Origin of the sequence: Mycetocola sp. BIGb0189 (assembly GCF_024810155.1) — a bacterium.
In the GTDB taxonomy this organism is placed as follows: domain Bacteria; phylum Actinomycetota; class Actinomycetes; order Actinomycetales; family Microbacteriaceae; genus Mycetocola; species Mycetocola lacteus.
This window is the reverse complement of the sequence record NZ_JANUED010000003.1, coordinates 95,286-114,207: the sequence shown is the minus strand read 5'-3', so window position 1 is coordinate 114,207 and position 18,922 is coordinate 95,286. Positions and strand designations below refer to the sequence as shown.

At 65.9% G+C, this 18,922-nt stretch carries 21 protein-coding genes; 11 read left to right on the top strand and 10 right to left on the bottom strand.

Annotation, left to right across the window (positions count from 1 at the left end; translation table 11 throughout):
* Nucleotides 1–42: 42 nt before the first annotated feature.
* Complete coding sequence (locus M2390_RS05300; RefSeq protein ID WP_259177498.1) at nt 43–552, bottom strand: DinB family protein; 510 nt, start codon at nt 550–552, stop codon at nt 43–45.
* A gap of 73 nt (nt 553–625) precedes the next feature.
* On the opposite strand from M2390_RS05300, the gene M2390_RS05295 reads away from it, so the two are divergent.
* From M2390_RS05295 to M2390_RS05280, 4 genes are all read left to right on the top strand, one after another.
* Complete coding sequence (locus tag M2390_RS05295; protein WP_259177497.1) at nt 626–1,420, top strand: alpha/beta fold hydrolase; 795 nt, start codon at nt 626–628, stop codon at nt 1,418–1,420.
* Nucleotides 1,413–1,970: a TetR/AcrR family transcriptional regulator gene (locus M2390_RS05290; protein ID WP_259177496.1), complete on the top strand. Its 558-nt coding sequence runs from the start codon at nt 1,413–1,415 to the stop codon at nt 1,968–1,970. Before M2390_RS05295 ends, M2390_RS05290 begins: the two co-directional genes overlap by 8 nt.
* Before the next feature lie 111 nt (nt 1,971–2,081).
* Complete coding sequence (locus tag M2390_RS05285; protein ID WP_259177495.1) at nt 2,082–2,591, top strand: hypothetical protein; 510 nt, start codon at nt 2,082–2,084, stop codon at nt 2,589–2,591.
* A 385-nt stretch (nt 2,592–2,976) separates the two neighbouring features.
* Nucleotides 2,977–3,273: a zinc ribbon domain-containing protein gene (locus tag M2390_RS05280; RefSeq protein ID WP_259177494.1), complete on the top strand. Its 297-nt coding sequence runs from the start codon at nt 2,977–2,979 to the stop codon at nt 3,271–3,273.
* A 20-nt stretch (nt 3,274–3,293) separates the two neighbouring features.
* Here M2390_RS05280 and M2390_RS05275 read toward each other — a convergent pair whose 3' ends face one another.
* The 4 genes from M2390_RS05275 to M2390_RS05260 form a co-directional block, all read right to left on the bottom strand.
* Complete coding sequence (locus M2390_RS05275) at nt 3,294–3,938, bottom strand: ATP-binding cassette domain-containing protein (protein ID WP_259177493.1); 645 nt, start codon at nt 3,936–3,938, stop codon at nt 3,294–3,296.
* Nucleotides 3,935–5,458, bottom strand: coding sequence for a hypothetical protein (locus M2390_RS05270; protein ID WP_259177492.1), 1,524 nt, complete (start codon nt 5,456–5,458; stop codon nt 3,935–3,937). Before M2390_RS05270 ends, M2390_RS05275 begins: the two co-directional genes overlap by 4 nt.
* A gap of 9 nt (nt 5,459–5,467) precedes the next feature.
* Complete coding sequence (locus M2390_RS05265) at nt 5,468–6,181, bottom strand: hypothetical protein (RefSeq protein WP_259177491.1); 714 nt, start codon at nt 6,179–6,181, stop codon at nt 5,468–5,470.
* 111 nt (nt 6,182–6,292) lie between these two features.
* Nucleotides 6,293–6,691 carry a hypothetical protein gene (locus M2390_RS05260; RefSeq protein ID WP_259177490.1) on the bottom strand — a complete coding sequence of 133 codons (399 nt, stop codon included), beginning with the start codon at nt 6,689–6,691 and terminating at the stop codon, nt 6,293–6,295.
* A 271-nt stretch (nt 6,692–6,962) separates the two neighbouring features.
* On the opposite strand from M2390_RS05260, the gene valS reads away from it, so the two are divergent.
* From valS to M2390_RS05240, 4 genes are all read left to right on the top strand, one after another.
* Nucleotides 6,963–9,545, top strand: coding sequence for a valine--tRNA ligase (gene valS, locus M2390_RS05255; RefSeq protein ID WP_259177489.1), 2,583 nt, complete (start codon nt 6,963–6,965; stop codon nt 9,543–9,545).
* A gap of 1 nt (nt 9,546) precedes the next feature.
* A complete protein-coding gene (locus M2390_RS05250) occupies nt 9,547–9,999 on the top strand; it encodes a GNAT family N-acetyltransferase (RefSeq protein WP_259177488.1) in 453 nt (150 codons plus the stop codon).
* Between the two features lies 1 nt (nt 10,000).
* Nucleotides 10,001–10,267: a hypothetical protein gene (locus tag M2390_RS05245; RefSeq protein WP_259177487.1), complete on the top strand. Its 267-nt coding sequence runs from the start codon at nt 10,001–10,003 to the stop codon at nt 10,265–10,267.
* 108 nt (nt 10,268–10,375) lie between these two features.
* On the top strand, nt 10,376–10,789 hold the full coding sequence (locus M2390_RS05240; RefSeq protein WP_245601221.1) for a glyoxalase: 414 nt from the start codon (nt 10,376–10,378) through the stop codon (nt 10,787–10,789).
* A gap of 63 nt (nt 10,790–10,852) precedes the next feature.
* Here the strand turns inward: M2390_RS05240 and M2390_RS05235 are convergent, their stop codons facing one another.
* From M2390_RS05235 to M2390_RS05220, 4 genes are all read right to left on the bottom strand, one after another.
* Nucleotides 10,853–11,575, bottom strand: a complete 723-nt coding sequence (locus M2390_RS05235) for an SDR family oxidoreductase (protein ID WP_259177486.1) — start codon at nt 11,573–11,575, stop codon at nt 10,853–10,855.
* A gap of 43 nt (nt 11,576–11,618) precedes the next feature.
* The gene (locus M2390_RS05230) at nt 11,619–12,833 is read right to left on the bottom strand and encodes an MFS transporter (protein ID WP_259177485.1); all 1,215 of its coding nucleotides are present in this window, start codon (nt 12,831–12,833) and stop codon (nt 11,619–11,621) included.
* A 108-nt stretch (nt 12,834–12,941) separates the two neighbouring features.
* A complete protein-coding gene (locus tag M2390_RS05225) occupies nt 12,942–13,856 on the bottom strand; it encodes a LysR family transcriptional regulator (protein ID WP_259177484.1) in 915 nt (304 codons plus the stop codon).
* An 85-nt stretch (nt 13,857–13,941) separates the two neighbouring features.
* Complete coding sequence (locus M2390_RS05220; RefSeq protein WP_259177483.1) at nt 13,942–14,748, bottom strand: class I SAM-dependent methyltransferase; 807 nt, start codon at nt 14,746–14,748, stop codon at nt 13,942–13,944.
* Nucleotides 14,749–15,018: 270 nt separating this feature from the next.
* On the opposite strand from M2390_RS05220, the gene M2390_RS05215 reads away from it, so the two are divergent.
* Genes M2390_RS05215 through M2390_RS05205 form a run of 3 tightly spaced genes read left to right on the top strand, consistent with a single transcriptional unit; the run spans nt 15,019 to nt 17,699 of the window.
* Complete coding sequence (locus tag M2390_RS05215; RefSeq protein WP_259177482.1) at nt 15,019–16,668, top strand: hypothetical protein; 1,650 nt, start codon at nt 15,019–15,021, stop codon at nt 16,666–16,668.
* On the top strand, nt 16,658–17,056 hold the full coding sequence (locus tag M2390_RS05210) for a hypothetical protein (protein WP_259177481.1): 399 nt from the start codon (nt 16,658–16,660) through the stop codon (nt 17,054–17,056). Before M2390_RS05215 ends, M2390_RS05210 begins: the two co-directional genes overlap by 11 nt.
* Nucleotides 17,049–17,699, top strand: coding sequence for an ABC transporter ATP-binding protein (locus M2390_RS05205; protein ID WP_259177480.1), 651 nt, complete (start codon nt 17,049–17,051; stop codon nt 17,697–17,699). Before M2390_RS05210 ends, M2390_RS05205 begins: the two co-directional genes overlap by 8 nt.
* A gap of 84 nt (nt 17,700–17,783) precedes the next feature.
* On the opposite strand, the gene M2390_RS05200 is transcribed toward M2390_RS05205, so the two are convergent.
* Nucleotides 17,784–18,857, bottom strand: a complete 1,074-nt coding sequence (locus M2390_RS05200) for a 2,3-butanediol dehydrogenase (protein WP_121688875.1) — start codon at nt 18,855–18,857, stop codon at nt 17,784–17,786.
* Between the last annotated feature and the right edge of the window lie 65 nt (nt 18,858–18,922).

The window sequence follows — 18,922 nt, the reverse complement described above, 5'->3', positions numbered from 1 at the left end:
ACCCGGGCCACGCCCACCGGGATCCGGCGCGCTCGCTGCACCCTAGTCGCTCACGGTCCCATCCAGCGCCTCACGGATGATATCGACGTGACCGTTGTGCTGCGCGGTCTCCTCGATCAGGTGCGCGATGATCCCGCGCAGGTTCCAGTGAGCACCATACTGATCGGGCAAAGCGGCGAGCGCATCGAAGTTTCCCTCGGAGAGGATGGTGCGGGAGCGTTCGATCGCCGCCACATAGTCCGAGCGCAGTGTCTCCGCGGAAAGCCCCGCGGCGGAGGTGAGTTCCCAGTCGGGATCATCGGACCAGGGGGCACTCGCCCAGGGTTCGGGCATGTTCTCGCCTCGGAATCGACGCACCATCCAGACGTCCTCCACGAAGGTGAGGTGACGCAGCAGGCCACCGAGGGTCAGGGTGGAGACGGTGGTGCGTTCGGCTAGCTGTGCGGCGTCAAGCCCCGCGGTTTTGTCGAGCAGGGTCGCGCGATGGTAGTCCAGCAGGCTCACCAGGATGGCGCGCTCATCACCGGAGGGAAGCGGGTCGATTCGTTTCATCCACTCAGTTTGGCAGACCGGATTGACATCAAAAACTAATAGCGTTAGTTTTAAGTCATCGAAAGGATTTGAGATGACAAACAGCATCCAGTACCTCACCCGCCCCGAGGGGCGCATCGCCTTCGAGCGCACCGGAGAGGGCCCGCTCATTGTCTGCATTCCCGGCATGGGCGATCTGCGCACCTCCTACCGACACACCACCCCGGCCCTCGTGGCCGCCGGCTTCTCGGTGATCACGATGGACCTGCGTGGTCACGGCGACAGCGACAAGACCTTCACCAACTACGGCGATGCCGCAACCTCCACCGACATCGTTGCCCTGCTCGACTTCCTGAACGAGGATGCGATTGTGGTGGGCAACTCGATGGCCGCCGGTGCCGCCGTGATGGCCGCCCGCGAGTCCTCCCACGTTCGTGGCAACGTCCTGGTGGGGCCCTTTGTCCGCAACCCCACGGGCAACCTCGGCTGGATCCTCAACATTCTGCTGCAGCCACTCTGGGGACGCGCGGTCTGGATGGGCTACCTCCCCAACCTCTATGCCGGCACCAAGCCCGCCGATCAGGGCGAGTACCTGGCCAGCGTCCGCCAGGCGCTGCGCCCGGGCGATGCCTTCCACGCCTTCCGCCTCACCACCCGCGCGGACCACGCCCCGGCCGAGGCCGCCCTCACCACCAAGACCCCGACCCTCGTGGTCATGGGCGAGAAGGACCCCGATTTCAAGGACGCTCGCGCCGAGGCACAGTGGATCGCCGCTCAGACCGGTGGCCACACGCTCATGGTCCCCGAGGCCGGGCACTATCCGCAGTCCCAGCGTCCGGAGATCGTCGCCCCGGCGATCATCGAGTTTGCCCGGGCGCAGCGTGGCTAGGGCGGGACTCACCCCCGACCGGGTGCGCGAGGCGGCCATCGAGCTGGTGCGCGCCGAGGGGTTTGAAGCGCTCTCCCTCGGCGCCCTTGCCCGCGAACTCGGCGTGCGAGTACCGAGTCTCTACAATCACGTCGATAATCTCGACACCCTGCGCGCCGCGGTGTCCGCCTCGGCGGTCCTCTCGCTGGATGAGGCACTGAGGGATGCGCCCTCGCTGGAAACCATCGCCCATGCTTACCTCGCCTTCGCTCGCACCGAGCCCGGCCTCTACCGCGCCTCGCTGCGGGCCCCCGATCCCGAAAACACCCACCATGAGGCGGCGGCGCTGCGGGTTCTCGAACGCATCGAGGAGGCGCTGGCGGAGTTCTCGCTGGGACCGGACGAACGAATAGACGCAATTCGGGGGCTGCGGGCACTGCTGCACGGTTTTGTGGAGCTCACCCTCGCCGGTGCGTTCGAGATGCCACGGAGCATCGAAACCTCCCTCGACTCGGTCCTGGCGACGTTTCGACGTGGACTCGAAGCCCCCACTCCCGGGTCCCGCACATAACCGGAAATCCGCTCTCCCGAGTGACTGTGCAAAATCGGTCCCCGAGCCCCGGAGGGATCTCGCCCGGTGTTAGCGTGGTTGGGTTATCTGACGGCCCGATCGAGGAGTGCCATGAGCTGGGATGCAACGCTGATTCGCCCCAATATGAACCGCTCAACCGAGCATGTGCTCGCGCTGGATCCGCTGGGTGACCCGGACGATCTTCACGCACGCATTGCCGCCGTCTTTGCCGGAGCCGAATGGCTGAGCAGGACCGAGGGGCTCTGGGAGTCGGCAACCGGGCTCACCGAGATTTCCCTGACCTCGGCAGCGCCGGTGCTCGACACCCTGCGGGAGGGCGTGGCAGGTACGCTGCGGGCTCCCGACGACCGTGATCTGCCCGCCACGCCCCCGACAGACGGGCCCGTGGCCGTGCACTTTTGTGTCCGTGGCAACAACCTCGATATCGTGACCAGCATTCGCACCCTGGCCCGGAAGAATGGGTGGGTAGCCATCGACGATCAGACCGGGCAGGCACTCCCCGAGGGTGCCGATGTGCTGGACTCCTTCGCGGCCTGGGCCGAGGCCCGGGACCTGGCCTTCGCCCGCATCGAACGAGATTTTCACCGCGCCGAACACTAGCAGGTTGGTGTCCGCGCTCCGTGCCGTGACGCCTCACCGCGCAACCCGACGCAACACTCGGTCATCCATCATCATCGGGCGCAATGCGGAGTTGACCGAGTCGACCGGGCACGATTGGATAGCCCTACCGCCGATCACCCGCGCCCACCGTCTCGGTGTTGCCGCGACTCCGGGTGAGAGGCGAGCGTCCCGCCGCGTTACCCCGCCGCGGGTTCGTGTCCGATCGGTGTCTGGTTGGGGATCCCGACACCGATCGGACACGATGACACCACCGCGTGCGTCGCCCCTCACACCGTTATCCGCCACCCTGGCTCAGGCTCCTCCGCCGCGTGACAGCATGTGTATCGGCTCGGATTCGGGCCGATACATCCAGGGGGACACCGTCATGATCATTTTTGGTTCACGCACCACCCAGCGCATCGTTGCCGCGCTGTTTTTCGTCTGCACATTCTGCAACGCCGAGGCCGCCCAGCGCCTGGTCCGGGTTCGCTCAATGTTCACGCTCTTTTTCATCCCGGTGTTCCCGTTTGGGCACGGTCAATACATGATCTCCTGCGCCTACTGCGGCAACCAGACCGCACTCTCCCGCGCATCCGCCGAGGAGTTCCAGCGCGACGCTGCCGAGCTTGAGGCGGCCCGAATGAACGCGGAGACCGCCGTCCCCGAGATCCCGTCGGCCTAGCCTAGGCTCACCACGACGATCTAGGGCACCGGGGAACGCTCCACCACGCGCGCGTGCTCAATCACGAAGATCCGCTGGGCCAGGAGTTCCACATCTCGCGGATCATGGCTGGTAAATACAATCGTGACGCCGTCCGCCGCCAGACCTCTTAACCGTTCTCGAAGGTTCTGTGCCGAGATCTCGTCAAGCGCGTTGAAGGGCTCGTCCAGAATGAGTACCCGGGGATCTTCCATAAATGCCTGGCAGAGTGCGAGCTTTTGCTTCATCCCCAACGAGTAGTGTCGAACGCGTCGTAAGTTCTCCGGGTCCAGACCAAATGAGCGCATGAGTGCCGCGAGTTCGGCGTTGCCGGTGCGATGGCGGATCCGGGCCAGCGCCGTGAGATTGGCGATACCGCTGAGATGGGGCAGTGCGCCGGGACGATCAATGAGAACACCAAAACGATCCGGGAACACCCTGCGCCGGTCAAGGAACTGCGGGTCAATGACCACATCCCCACTATCGGGCTTCAGCAGGCCGCAGAGCAGCCGAAGCAAGACCGATTTCCCCGAGCCGTTTGGCCCCACCAACGCATGGATGATGCCCGGTCTAATCTCCAGGTTTACTCGCTCGTACAGGGCCTGACCGCGAAAACGCTTGGCCAGCTCGGTGACCGTGATAATCATGAGGGAGCTCCTTCCAGAGCCGTGTGAAGCGGATACGGGATGTGCGTGCGTGCAAGAATCCCCAGGGTGAATGCAAGACCTAACGCCGGGATGAGCGGACCGGCGAGATCGGGCCACAGGTGTGCGGAATGGCCCGGATCGATCCCCAGCGACATGAATGGGGCGATCGGTCCCAGCGAAACGATGGCTGGATAACCGAGGACCACATATGTTCCCAGCGCCACCGGCCACGCGTATTCGATTGCCCGGACCCACCACAGCAGGAGTACCAGCAGAAGCAGCATGAGTGTGTGCGCACACAGGCCCAGGGTGAGAATCGCGAGCACACCGAGGCCGCGGGTGCCCGCGTGACCAGGTTCGGCAGTGATCACACTCGGTGCTCGAATCAGCACAAGAATCAGCCCGACGCTGGCCGTGACCACGGCCAGGACGAGGAACCGCACCAGGGTTACACTCAGCCATCGGGTGTGGCTACCTCGGCGAAGCACCTGCTGCAGGTGCCAGGCAGCCCCCGGGACCGACAGATAGTGCGCCACGAGAGTGGCCGCGACCAGGGGCAAAAGCAGTGTGCGAACATACCCGATCGGGTCCCCAAACCTGCCGGGAAAGAGTGTTGCCACAATCTCATTCGGGGTGCCCGCCACGTCACCTGCGCCCCACACGGTGATGATACCTGCCGCAACCAGGGCACCCACGCTCAGCCATGGTCCGCCCCGGAGACGGCCTCCGTCACGGTGCCACAGGACGAGCAACGAGGCGAAGACGAGTAGGCCAAGGAGCGTCCATGCTCCCGGCCACGTTCCGGTATTCAGGGCATGACCGGGATCTACCAGGCTCGCCGGGTCAATGCTCCAGACGGGCGATACCGTCCCGATTCGGGCGGGCGGATCCGGCCAGGGCAGGGCACCAAATGCGGCCAGCGTGATCAGTGTTCCGGCGATCGGGACGATCACTCGTGCGGCCCTCGTGAATCCGGCAGCGGCGAGCGCGAGGGCGATTACCGTCAGCAGGGAGAGGGCGAGCATGACCCAAAGCAGGTGAAGCAATACCGCAACGATTGGCAGATCAAGGTAATTGGCAAAACTGCTCGCGCCATCCTCCGCAGGCTCCGCCGAGGTGCGGCCGAGTGCCTGACTGCTCCAGCCCACTCCCAGGCCGCGCGGCGCGGCGATCGCCAGGGCGGCGGCGCAGACCATCACCACGTGGACAAACGCCCTCCCCGTGAGTTCTCCCGTCGCCTCCCCGACGGCGCGGGCTCGGGATCCGGAACGCATCAGGGTGTCCGGGTGGGCTACTCGGCTGAGCGCCCGCGCCACGGGAACCGCCCAGAGCAGGATCAGAATCCCGCCCAATTGGGGATTCCCCACCACCACAAAATAGAGGTCCCATGCGTTGGTATCCGGGCTCGGCGGGCGTACCGTCGATGCCGCCAGGGCCAGCGCAACCATGAGCGCGATCATGACCGGTCCCGCGGGTGAGTGTAGCCCCTGACCAAAGCCATGAAAAAGGGAGCGTCGCATGCCGGGAACCTATGCCAGTCTCGGCTGCGATCGGGAACGTGCCAGCACGATCACCAGAGCGAGAGCCACCAGAACCGCAAGGATCAGCCCCGGAGCGAGCGCATCACCCAGCGTGAAGCGTTGCAGCCCACCCGGATAGACGGCACCAATGATAAAGGAGAGTTCCGGCCTGCTCCCAACCTGCGCGATCACGCTCTGAATCATGTACACGGCCAGCGGAAACAGCAGCGCCAGCACACGGCTCCGAATCACCAGTGCCGCAACAAAGCCCAGCGCGGCGAACACGGCCGCATGTAGGCCCAGCCACAGCGCGACACCGGCACCAAAAATCACTCCGCCACCGCGCAGCAGCACCACCAGCGGGCCACCCAATTCGGCTGCCGTCCGCACGGCTTCGGCCGAGGGCCCAAACTCCTCGGGCACAATGGCGCGAGGAAACAGGGTGGGAACGATCGTGGCGGCGGCGATCCACCAGATCAGCCCGATTAGCGCAAACCCCACCCCCGAAACTACGACCCCACGCCCCAGCAGTGTCACCAGATATCGACGAATATCGATTCGTGCCCGCACAAAGGGAATCCACCCCGCACGCAGCTCACGGGCGAGTCGACCGCCGCCCAGATATGCGGCCGCAAGCGGCAGCAACAGGCGAATGCCGCTGCCGGCGAAGGAGGCGTACACACCCTCGGGACCGCTTACGAGGCTGTGTGAGGAATCCCGCAAGCCGGTATACAGCCCGAGTATCAGCACGGCAAGAAGCACGGCGGAGGGAAACCCCCATGCCGGGACGCTCCCCCGCCGCCACACTTTTACCCTTGCTAGCGTCACCGTGAGCTATTTCGTGGTGAACGAGCCACTGATCGCTACATCGACCACCGCCCACACATTATTGGTCAGGATGAGCCTGGTCCGTCCGCCCGCCGGGGTTCCGTTCGGAATCTCGTGATTGACTCCCGTCCCGAGCCCCTTCTTCTCCTCAAACTGGTTTCCGGAGTTCACATCTTCGGCCTTCACATTCGCCGAGTAGTTTGCGCCGATACCGCTGAAATTGATGGATGAGTTTTCGTTGCTACTCTTCGACTGCGTCACAAAGTACCGCGACTGCTGATATTTGTTCAGAATCCCGCCAAAATCGGTCGAGTTCCCCTGAGCGTTTGCGGCTATGCCTCCGCCTACTATGAGCGCGGCACTCACGGCGACCGTGGTGACGAGCTTTCCAATCCTGTTCATCATGTTCTCCTGATTCAGTGATCGCCGGCGACAATTTGTCCCCGGTTCGACAAGTCACACACCAGACCTTGGGTAGCCGCTGGACGCTCAGAAGGGATTCGGCTTTTTTCGTCACATACTGGCGATTCTCCCGGCGAACGAGCCGTGCGTGGCCGACGCGCGACTTCGACACGGCAGTTCGCCACGCGGCCGGACGCCTCTCCGCTAAACTGGACGTTAGTCACCCATTAGGCACGTACACACCGTGCCGCCCATAACGAAACCGGAGCATGCGATGAGCACCCCCGTCCCCGACAAGCCCGCCCTCGAAGGCCTCGAAGCCAAGTGGGGCTCGGTCTGGGAAAACGCCGGAACCTACCGCTTCAACCGTGCCGCCGCCCTCGAGGCCGGTCACGACTGCGTGTACTCGATCGACACCCCGCCGCCCACCGCCTCCGGTTCGCTGCATATCGGTCACGTCTTCAGCTACACCCACACCGATGTGGTCGCCCGCTTCCAGCGGATGAACGGCAAGCAGGTCTTCTACCCGATGGGTTGGGATGACAACGGTCTGCCCACCGAGCGTCGTGTCCAGAACTACTACGGCGTGCGCTGCGACCCGACCCTGCCCTATGTGGCCGATTTCGTGCCGCCGCACGAGGGTGGCGACGGCAAGTCGAGCAAGGCCGCCGATCAGCTGCCTATCTCGCGTCGCAACTTCATCGAGCTGTGCGAGAAGCTGACCGTTGAGGACGAGAAGCAGTTCGAGTCGCTGTGGCGCGACCTCGGCCTCTCGGTCGACTGGGATCAGAGCTACCGCACCATCTCCCCCGAGGCGATCCGCACCAGCCAGCTGGCATTCCTGCGCAACCTCGAGCGCGGCGAGGCCTACCAGGCCCTCGCCCCGACCCTGTGGGACGTAACCTTCCGCACCGCCGTGGCCCAGGCCGAGCTGGAGGACAAGGACCAGCCCGGTGCATACCACCGCCTGTCCTTCGCCAAGGCCGATGGCGGCACCATCGAGATCGAGACCACCCGTCCCGAGCTGCTCGCCGCCTGTGTTGCCCTGGTGGCACACCCCGATGACGAGCGCTTCAAGGACCTCTTCGGCACCACCGTGACCACCCCGGTGTTTGGTGTTGAGGTGCCCGTGCTCGCGCACCACCTGGCTCAGCCCGACAAGGGTGCCGGTATTGCGATGATCTGTACCTTCGGTGACCTCACCGATGTCATCTGGTGGCGCGAGCTCGACCTCCCGAACCGCACCATCATCGGCAAGGACGGCCGCGTGATCGCCGAGGCACCCGAGGCCATCACCTCCGAGGCCGGCAAGGCCGCCTTCGAGTCGCTCGTGGGCAAGACCGTGTTCAGCGCCAAGACCCGCGTGGTCGAGCTGCTGACCGAGGCCGGCGCGCTGATCGGCGAGCCCAAGAAGATCACCCACCCGGTGAAGTTCTTCGAAAAGGGTGACAAGCCGCTGGAGATCGTCTCGACCCGTCAGTGGTACATCCGCAACGGTGCCCGCGATGAGAAGCTGCGCGCCCGCCTGCTGGAGCTCGGCACCGAGCTGAACTGGCACCCCGACTTCATGCGCGTGCGCTACGAGAACTGGGTCAACGGACTCTCCGGCGACTGGCTGATCTCGCGTCAGCGCTTCTTCGGTGTGGCTCTGCCGCTGTGGTACCCGCTGGACGAAAACGGCGAGCCCAACTACGACGCCCCGATCGCCGCGACCGCCGAGTCGCTGCCGGTTGACCCCACCGCGGACCCCGCACCCGGCTACACCGAGGACCAGCGCGGCGTTGCCGGCGGCTTCATCGGTGAGGTTGACGTGATGGACACCTGGGCCACCTCCTCGCTGACCCCGCAGCTCGCGGGTGGCTGGGAGCGCGACCCCGAGCTGTGGAACCTGGTTGCCCCGTTCAGCCTGCGTCCGCAGGGTCAGGACATCATCCGCACCTGGCTGTTCTCGACCATGCTGCGCTCGACCCTTGAGGACGACCGCAAGCCGTGGAGCGACGCCGCGCTGTCCGGCTGGATCCTCGACCCCGACCGCAAGAAGATGTCGAAGTCGAAGGGCAACGTCGTGACCCCGGCGGACATCCTGGAAAAGCACGGTTCGGACGCCGTCCGCTACTGGGCCGCGACCAGCCGCCTGGGCACCGATGCCGGATTCGACCCGCAGAACCCGACGCAGATCAAGATCGGTCGCCGCCTGGCGATCAAGGTCCTGAACGCCACCAAGTTCATCCTCGGCTTCGAGGCCCCCGCGGGCGCCGCGGTCACCGAGCCGCTGGACCAGAGCCTGCTGACCACGCTGAACAAGGTAGTGGCCGATGCCACCGCCGCGTTTGCGAACTACGACCACGCCAAGGCACTGGAAATCGCCGAGTCCTTCTTCTGGGAGTTCTGCGACGACTACCTGGAGCTGGTCAAGGAGCGCGCCTACGGTGAGCCGGGCGACGCCCAGGCCAGCGCCGTGGCCGCGCTGCACCTGGCACTCGACGTGCTGCTGCGCCTGTTCGCGCCGTTCATTCCGTTCGCCACGGACGAGGCATGGTCCTGGTTCCGCGAGGGCAGCATCCACTCGGCCACCTGGCCGAGCGCGGATGAGGTTCCCGCGACCGGTGACCCCGCACTGTTCTCGCTTGCGAGCGCCGCACTGATCGGTATTCGCCGCGCGAAGACCGACGCCAAGGCTTCGCAGAAGACCCCGGTAGACACCGCCACCATTGCCGGTTCGGCCGAGCAGATCGCCCTCCTGCAGGGTGCCCTGACCGACCTGCAGGGTGTGGGACGCATCGCCGAGCTGAAGACCGCGATCGGCGATGAGCTCACCGTGACCGAGATCGTCTTCGCCGAGGTTCCCGAGGCCTAGCATGAGTGTCCGCCCCATCCGTGCCGACGAGTTCACCGACTGGCATCGTCTCTTCTCCGCCTATGCGGGGCTCTTCCGAGACGGTGTGAGCGAGGAGCACGCGGCACTGGTGTGGGGTTGGATCACCCGGGGCGAGCACCAGCTGCACGCCCTGGTGGTCACCGATGATTCGGATCGGCCGGTCGGTCTGGCGCACGTGCGCTGGATCGCCCGGCCGCTGGCCGGCGAGATGGGCCTCTATCTCGAAGACCTGGTGATCGACCCCGACGTGCGTGCACAGGGCCTCGGCCGTCAGCTACTGGACGGGGTGGCCGAGTTTGCCCGGGCGGGAGGCGCACCCACGGTGCGCTGGATCACCGCCCCGGATAACACCCGGGCACGTGCGCTGTACGCGCAGGTGGCCGAGGAGGCCCCGTACATTATTTATGACCGGACCGTGGAGGTGGGAAACTAGCATGCAGCTGGGTACTCGATGGGCATTTGGCGCGGCACTGCCCGCCGCCCTGCCCGCGGCCGCCGAGGTTCCGGTGCGCGAGGTTGAGGCGGTCCGGGAGCTGTCGTTTTCGGCGGCGGAGCTGGCACACTGGCGCTGGACCCTCACCTATCTGGAGGGCCGCCCGCACCTGGAACTGGAAGACGGCACCCTGCTGGTCCTGAACCCGGACGGCAGCGCCGCGAGCGTCACCGAGCCGGGCACCCCCGACACCGACGACGACTGGTAAACCGGCCGCCGGCCCTCCCCGCACCAATGCCGGGTCTCCCCCGGCCAGCACCGGACCGCTACCCGATCCGCCCCGATACTCCGACGCCGCACCACACCAAGGAGCCCCGTGATTCCGCAGCCGCTGCCCCACCGAGAGGATCCGGTTCCGGACACCCCGTTTGGTCTGGGCCTCCAGCACGTCCTGCTGGCGATGCCGCGCGGCGGCGAGGACGACGCCCGAGCGTTTTTTGGCGGACTGCTCGGCCTCACCGAGATCCGCAAGCCCACGGTGCTGATCGCGCGTCGCGGCGTCTGGTTCCGCGGCGACGCCCTGGAAATCCACCTGGGTGTCGAGGATCCCTTCCGCCCGGCCCGCCGCGCCCGCCCCGGCATCATGACCCGGGACCTCGACCTGCTCTCGATCCGCCTGCGCGAGTACGGCCTCCCGGTGGAAATGGACGAGTTCTTCCCGCCGTATCGCCGCCTGATTTCCGAGGATCCGTTCGGCAACCTGTTGGAGTTCGTGACGCCGCGGGTCTAGCGTGCAAGACAAACGGAACGCCCGTGGGATCCACCGATCCCACGGGCGTTCCGTGCCAGTTACCTAGACGATCAGCGTCCCGCCGTCCACAACCGAGACGGTCCCGGTGACAAAGTCCTGATCCATCAGGGCGAGGAACGCCTTGGCCACGTCCTCGGGTTCGCCCACCCGGCCCATCGGCAGGCCCGCGGCGGTGCCCGCATACATGGCCTCGCGGTCGGCCTCGCTCATGCCGTTCCAGAGTGGCGAGCGCACCACGCCCGGTGCCACCGCGTTGACCCGCAGCGGGGCGAGTTCCACCGCGAGCGAGCGCATCGCGGAGATCGTGGCACCCGAGGCGGCGGATCCGAGCAGCCAGCCGGGGCCTCCGCGGAAAGCTGCGGTGCCGCTGGTCAGCGTGATCGACCCTCCGGCTCGCAGGTGCGGAACCGCGAGGCGCACGGCGTCGAGGGCGTGGAACAGGCGCAGCCCGAAGAATGCGGCCGCCTTTTCCGGGGTGAAGTCGGCGAGCGGAACCGCGGCGAGGTTTTCGGCGGCGGTGTAGGCCAGGTGGTCAAACTCCCCCACCAGGTCGAAGAAGGCGGAAACGCTCGCGGAGTCCGCCGCGTCCACCGCATAACCGGTCACCGATTCGGGAAGTTCGGCGAGGGCCCGGCGCACCGATTCGGGGTTGCGGGATCCGATGAAAACCCGTGCTCCGGCGAGCGCCGCGGCACGAGCGGCGGCCAGGCCGAGGCCCGAGGTTCCGCCAAGGATAACAATCTTTGAGGTGTTGTTTACTGTCATGTTTCTATGCTCAATCCTGTGGGGTGTGGGCGTCCAAGACCCTTTATGCGTGTGTTGATACCTGGGCGGTATCGCGCGAGGTGGGGGCGGTCCGGGGCCGGTCGAAGAGGCGCACGATGCCCGTGATCACAACGATCGCGATGCCCACGGTGGCCACCCCCGACCAGCCGTCGATGCCCCAGGCGAGGGTGGCCAGCGCGGTCCCGATGACTCCACCGCCGAAGTATCCGGCCATGTACACGCCGTTGGCGCGGCCGCGCTCACTCGGGGCAATCACCGCATAGATCACGTGTTGATTGGTCACGTGGATGCCCTGGACCGCCACATCCACCAACAGGATGCCCACGATCAGCGCCGCCACATTGGTAGCTCCGGCGCTCAGGGCGACCGCCCCGATCAGCGCCACCAGGATCAGCAGCGCGGTCCGGGTTCCGGCCGAGAGTCCGCGGATGCGCCCCAGTAGGGTCGCACACAGGGCGCCGGCCACACCGAGCAGTCCAAACAGCCCGATCACCGCCTCGGAGTAGCCATAGGGTGAGCGCTCCAGCAGCAGCGCGAGGGTGGACCACAGCAGGCTGAACAGGGCAAACATCAGCGCGCCGTAGAGCGAGCGGATGCGCAGCTCGGGATGGGCACGGAAGATCCGCACGGTCCCGGCGAGGATCGCCGAGTAGCGGGTGCCGGGGGCGGCCGGGCGGGCGGCCCCGCCGAGGACACGGCGCAGCACCGGGATCAGCGCCACCATGAGGATCGCCGCGCCGATAAAGACCGGTCGCCATCCCCACGGGGTCGCGATCAGCCCGGCCACGGTGCGGGCCAGCAGGATGCCGGTGAGCAGGCCACCGATCACCGTGCTGACCACCCGCGGGGCCGAACCGGGGGCCGCCAGGTTCGCGGCGGCGGGCACGATCACCTGGGCGCTGAGGTTGGTGATGCCCACCACGGTGACGGCGATCCCCAGCACCACCGCGTTGGTGGACAGGGCCAGGGTCACCAGCGCGAGCGCCTCGATGCTCAGCAGCACGGTGATCAGGGTGCGCGGGCGGATCAGGTCGCCAAGCGGCAGGATCAGCAGGATTCCCAGCGCAAACCCCAGTTGGCTCGCGGTGAGCAGCACCTGCACGGTGGATACCGCGATCCCCAGGTCGGCGGCAATGGTGGGAATTAGCGGCTGAATATAGTAGAGGTTCGCGGCTATCAGGCCGGTGGATACCGCCAGCAGCGCGGTGCCGCGGGCGGTGAGAAAGGAGTGGGACACGGGGTGCCTTTCGGATGATCAGATTCGTTCATCCCCAAGATGCGCCCGGGCGCACCCGTCCGTCCAACACCCTTCTCCCTCGCTTCAATACCCTGCGGGTATGAGCGGCTAGACGTCCATGATGGATACCCGCTCGGCGATCAGTGTGTCTACCTCCCGCTCGGCGATCTCGCTCAGCGCGGTGAGCACCGGAGTCTGCCGATCGGCGGGGATCGCCAGCCCGACTCGACCGTGTGGCAGGTCGCTCACCGCCCGGCTCACCACGTCTCCGCGGGTATAAAACGCCGCGGTGGATGCGGGCAAAATCACGATGCCTCGCCCGGCGGCCACGTACTCCAGTTTCTCCTCGACCGTGTTCACCACGGGCAGGCCGATCCGATCCAGCGAGAGCGCGTTCGGGCGCACGGTGAGGACCGCGTCGCGCCATTCGGGTACCGCGTCGGGATCCTGCAGGAGGTTCTCGGCGGTGAGCGCGGCGAGGGTAATCTCCTCCAGCTCCAGCAGCGGATGTCCGGTCGGGAGGACTGCCACGCGCGGTTCCTGCAACAGTTCGATCACGTGCAGGCCGCGACGCGGCACCGGCAGACGCACAAAGCTCGCGTCGATACTGCCGTCCAGCAGGGTCTCGACCTGGGTGTCCCAGCCGGTGCGCTGCACATCCACGGTGAGCCCGGGGAACCGCTCAACCAGGTCGCGCACCACCGAGGTGATGATCAGGCCCGGCATGAATCCGATGGTCAGGTGCGGTCCCTGCCGTCCCGCGGTGCGCGCCCGGCGCTGCAGCGCGGCGGCCCCGGCGAGCAGCGCGCGGGCGTCGTCCACCAGCGCGGTCCCGGTTTCGGTGAGCCGGGTACCGCGGCTCGACCGCTCAAACAGGGTCGCGCCCAGCTCCCCCTCCAGCGCGGTAATCTGCCGGCTCAGCACGGGCTGCGCGATGTGCAGCCGCTCGGCCGCGCGCCCATAGTTCAGCTCTTCGGCCACCACCAGAAAGTAGCGCAGCTTGCGCAGGTCCAGGTCACTCATGCTCGGAGTCTACTCCGCGCGGGACCACACACCGGTGCGCGAGGTGCCCGAGGCCCACGACGTGGGTCGCGGGCACCTCGAACGGCTACGCGACCGCCAGGATCTCCCCGTGCGGCATCGCGTACCAACCGGCGGGGTCGGCGACCCAGGCAGTCCAGGCGTCGGCGATCTGCTGGATCTGGGTTTCGGTGGCGATACCCTGGCTGATCGCGTCCGGTCCCCAGTTGGAGGAGGACGCGCGCTCGGCCCAGGCTCCGCCCCACCACTCGCGCTCATCGGGTTCGGAGAAGCCCCACACCGATGCGGTCGCGCGCACCTCGGTGAAGCCTGCCTCCAATGCCCAGGCCTTGAGGAAGCGGCCACCGTTGGGCTCTCCCCCGCCGGAGCGGGCCAGTTCCTGATACACGCGCATCCACTCATCCAGGCCGGGCAGGAGTGGATACCAGGAGGCGGATCCGTACACCACATCGCGCGCGGCGACGATGCCGCCGGGCTTGGTCACCCGGCGCATTTCACGGAGTGCGGCAACCGGGTCGCCGAGGTGCTGGAGTACCTGGTGGGCGTGCACGATGTCGAAGGAGTTGTCCTCGAAGGGCAGTTCATACGCGCTCCCGGCGAGGAAGTGGGCGTTGTCGACGCCGAGTCCGGCCGCACGCTGAGTAGCCTGCTGGGTAACCGATTCGGAGGCGTCTAAACCAAAAACATCGCCCGGAAATACTCTCTGGGCGATGTCTGTGGTGATGGTTCCGGGGCCACTTCCTACATCGAGGACGCGACAGCCAGCAAGCAGATACGGGGAAAGATAGGCGGCCGAATTCTCGACCGTCCGCCACGAGTGAGTGCGAAGAACACTGGGGTGATGCCCCAGCGTGTACCGTTCCATACTTGCCATAGGGCCAGCCTAGGAGTCGATACTGAGGGCCCCCGACCGTGTGACGGAATCACGCCCGTTCTCCCGCGTGGCGCAATTACGACCATGATTCCAGACCCCTTTTATGACGTTTTGGATGTCATATTCATGGTTTCCCACGGCAAAACGAAACCTGGCGCCACCCGGCGTCACACTTCGGTTTCTTTATCTGACTCCCAGGTTTCGGCGCGTACCGTGGCCGCCACCTCGCCCCATCGAGGCTCCACCACACACTAATCAAGGGATGCCACCATGACCAGAGGACTCCGGCTGGCGTATTTCCTTGCGCTGGCCGGGGTACTCGCGGGCGTGTTTGCGACGCTCGTAGTGATGGAGGACCGAACGGGGTCCCTCGGCTGGAATCTCGCGTTCAAGGCGGTGGCGAGTGATCGGGGTGTTGCCCCGGCTGCCGATACACTGTCGAAGCTCACCCGAGTCGCCACCGAGGGGCGATACACCCTCGCCAGATTTCGCGCAGATCCCGAACACCCAGCAAACCAAAATACGTGGGACATGATCATCGGTGATCCGCGCAGCGATCTGGCCGAGTGGGTGCGCTCGGGCTACCCACAGTTTGGACGGGGAACCAGTGCCACAGTGGAAGCATTTGACCCACAAATTACCGGAGACCTCGCCGGGGACTTTGTGCTGCAGGGGTCCCCCAACGATCGTGATCGTGTCGCCGCAGTATTCGAGCGTGCGGGCTACACCACTCAATTCGTCGATCTCTCGGACCCACGGCCGTTCCTCATCTGGTTCATCCAGGAACCGATGGCCCCGGGTCTCATCGCACTTGCCCTCCTCAGCGTGCTCCTCACGGTCCTCAGCGCACTGACGTCCGTTCGTCGCTACGCGATCGGACGGCTCCACGGAGCGACCATCCTCCGCCTCCTCGGCCGCGACCTCGCCGATGTTTTCCTCGGGTTCTGGCCCGCGTGGATTTTTCTGATCCTGGGCGCTACTGTGCTAGTCGTCTGCGGCAACGGCGGTAACCAGTTGCCGCTGTATCTCACGGTCGCGGCGAAGACCGCACTCGTGCTGTTAACACTGCTGATCGCCTGCCACGCAACCGCCATCCTGATCACCACCCGAGTGCCCATCCACCGCGCACTCACCGGCCGTTCGATCGCACGCGGTTCCCTTCCGCTGCTCCTCGTTACTCGCGTGCCCGCCCTGGTTTTCGCGCTTATTCTCATGTTTCCCCTGGTTCAAACCCGTGCGGATCTAGAGGAGAAGAATCAGGCATTCACAGAGTGGCGGGCCTACCCCACCGCCAACTTCATCAACCTCAGCGGTGCCCAAAATAATTCGGTGGCCGAGGCGCAGATGCCCGCGCTCGGGGCGCTCATTCGCGCCGAGGAGCAGTCCGGAACCATCATTTTGGCATCGTCGGACGTGCTCACTTCGGTCACCGGCGAACTGCCGGTTTTTCGGGTCAATCCGAAGTTTCTGGACTCTCAACCCCTTCACGATGACCGCGGTACCGTCGTGGTGCCCGATCCTGCCGCGCTCACACTTCTCATTCCCGCGTCTCGGTGGGCAGAGCGCGACGCCCTCGTCGCCGCGGTCAAAAGCAGCCGCGAAAACGCCGAAGACCGTTCGGCTCCCCCGAACGAACCGCCGTCGGTGGACGCCCAGAAAATCCGCGACGGACAGTCGATCTTCACGTTTGCCCAGCGAGCGAGCGAGGCCTCCCCGGCGCGGCTCACTGACACGATCATCCTTGTCACTCCCACGGGCTCCGGTACGATCTCCGACTATAATCTGGCCGCGACAGCCTCGGGTGGCGGCGTCATCATGCTGAATCGCGATACCCCAGGGCACGCAGATCACAGCCGCCGGCCTCGGAGAGATCATTCGCTCCTACGAACCCGCCGGCGAGACCGCGCAGGTGGAGCGTGAGCGTACCGCGCGTGACCTGACCGGGGCGGTGTTCGGGACGATCGCCGCGCTCCTGGTCCTGATCGGCGGGGCGCTGGGTACCGCCGAGTTCACCACGCGCAACCGCTCGACCGAGCTATTTGTCCAGTTCGCCTCGGGATGGCGGTTCACCAGGCGGTTCCGGCGAATCCTCCTCGCTGAGGTAATTCTTGCCGTGGCCGGGCTCGGGATCCTCGTGGCAGAGATCGCTAGACGATCACAGTACCGCAGCAGTGACCCGGTCGAACCCTCCATGCTCCCGGTCTTCCTGGCCGGCGTCGCCGTGGTTGCTCTCTCCTCCGGCGTCCTGATTGCCGGACTCCACCTGTTCCCCACCCGCAGCCGACGCACCGGAGGTTCCGATGACTAACCCCGCACCACTCACCCTGCACGATCTGAGCAAGCGCTACGGCGAACGCGTGCTCTGGCATCAGCTCTCCGCCGAGGTTGCGCCCGGGGAGCTGGTCGCGGTGACCGGCCCCAGCGGCTCGGGCAAGTCCACGCTCCTCAACGCGATCGGCCTGCTCGAACCCGCAAGCTCGGGGCGGATCACCGTCGGCGAGGACGAGCTCACTCGGTTCGGCCCCGGCCGCGCCCGCCGGTTTCGCCGAGACGTGCTCGGCTACCTCTTTCAGAACTTCGCCCTGGTCGGCTCGGCCAGCGCCGCCGCCAACATCCGGCTCGGCCTGGTGCGCTCCCCCGGCCGTAAAATCCTCGCCGCGCGCACGGCCGCGGCACTGGACCGGGTCGGGCTCGGCGGGCGCGAGCGCACGCCCGTATACCAGCTCAGCGGCGGGGAACAGCAGCGGGTCGCGCTCGCCCGGCTGATCGTCAAGGATCCGCGGATCATCCTCGCCGACGAACCCACCGCGTCCCTCGATGCGGGGAACGAACGGATCGTCCTTGATGTTCTGCGCGAGCGGGCGGCGTCCGGCGGCATCGTGTTGATCGCCACGCACTCGACCGCGTTGGCGGCCGCCTGCGATCGTACCCTCGTCCTCACCTCGCCATAACCGACGGGAAAACAGGCCGCGGGCGACCGACCGAAACCGGCCGGTCGCCCGCTCATCTAGGGACTAGACGCCCGCAGCCAGCGTCTAGAGTCCCGCGCCCGAGGGCGAGACCAGGATCTTCACCGCGGTCTCGTTGCGGTTGATCAGGGTGTCAAAGCCCTCATCGATCAGCTGATCCAGCCCAATCTTGCCGGTAATGAACGGCTTGAGGTCGATCTTGCCCGACTCCACCAGCGCGATCGTGTCCGGGTGGTTCCCCATGTAGCCGATCGTGCCGCGCAGGTCGATCTCCTTAACCACGAGCTTCTGCAGGTCCACGGTCGCCAGCTTGCCCCAGATCGAGACCACCACGATCGTACCGCCGGCCTTGATCGCGTCCACCAGGGTATCCAGCACCACGTTCACCGAGGTGCACTCGAACGCAACATCGGCACCGCGGCCGTCGGTAAGCGCCTTGACCTCCTCCACCACGTTGACCTTCGAAGGGTCAAACGCGTGGTCGGCAACCCCGGATTCCAGAGCCTTCTGACGGCGCAGCTCACTCAACTCGGAGATCACCACGGTCACCCCCTTGGCCTTGAGGACCGCGGCGGTGAGCAGACCGATCGGGCCGGCCCCGCCGATCAGCGCCACGTCGCCCTCCTGCGCACCGCTGCGCACATAGGCGTGATATCCCACCGACAGCGGCTCGATCAGCGCGGCCTCGTCCAGGGGCACGTTGTCGGCGATGGGGTGCACCCAACGACGCTCCACGGTGATCTTCTCTCCCAGCCCGCCGCCACGGCCGCCCAGGCCGATGAAGTTCATGTTCGGGGTCAGGTGGTAGTTGGTGCCCGGCTCAGTCGAGTACTGCGGGTCGATAATGTAGGGCTCCACCACAACCTTCTGGCCCACCTCGATATCGGTGACGCCCTCGCCCACCGCATACACCACCCCGGACATTTCGTGGCCGAGGGTGATCGGAGCCTCCTCGCCGGAGATCGGGTGCGGGTGTCCCGCCGGCGGAACAAAGATCGGCCCATCCAGATATTCGTGCAGATCGGAACCACAGATTCCACACCAGGCCACATCGATTCCGACGGTACCGGCGGTCACCTCCGGTACTGCAATTTCGTCGATTCGAATGTCACCGCGGTCGTAGAAACGTGCTGCCTTCATGGGATGCTCCTCACTCGTAATCCGGATGGGAGGGATCGCCTCCCACCAATAACTTTACGCTCGTT